1 protein-coding gene is annotated in these 443 nt (G+C 48.1%); it reads left to right on the top strand.

Annotation, left to right across the window (positions count from 1 at the left end):
• A partial coding sequence (locus tag EIP75_RS24800) for a hypothetical protein (RefSeq protein WP_233585035.1) occupies positions 1-334 on the top strand: 334 nt, incomplete at its 5' end.
• Positions 335-443 lie beyond the last annotated feature (109 nt).

The following is a 443-nucleotide window of genomic DNA, read 5'->3' as shown; positions in this document are numbered from 1 at the left end:
GGCGTTAGGCCTCGAATTTATGCGCAACGATCCAAATATTGCTGAGGTTCTTCAGCTTCTTCGAACGGAAATGAAGCAACTCTCGGAATCCCACAGAAGAGTTCTAACTCTTGCACTGGTAGAGCCGCAAAAGCTGTCAATTGAGAATTCTCCAGGCGAGTTCGTTGTCGCTGTGGCGGCCTTCAATGGAAAGCTTCTTTACTGGTCAGATATAGAAGAAGGTTGGGAGCTTGAAACGCCAAACTCAAATGGCTGCATCCCAACCAGAGGCACTAGCCAGTTCAGCCTTGAACATGTGCTGAATCAACAATCGGGGTCGAGAGGCCGTGCTTAGTAATCATGCAACGGCCATCGCCCGACTTTTGTAGACAATCGAACCTAACGGAAAAATCCTTGTCCAAGCGTTCAACAAACGGTATTTGGCCTAACTGTTTGGTCAAGCT

The sequence above is a fragment of the Aquabacterium soli genome, assembly GCF_003933735.1.
In the GTDB taxonomy this organism is placed as follows: Bacteria; Pseudomonadota; Gammaproteobacteria; order Burkholderiales; family Burkholderiaceae_C; genus Aquabacterium; species Aquabacterium soli.
This window is presented reverse-complemented; position numbering and strand designations above follow the sequence as displayed.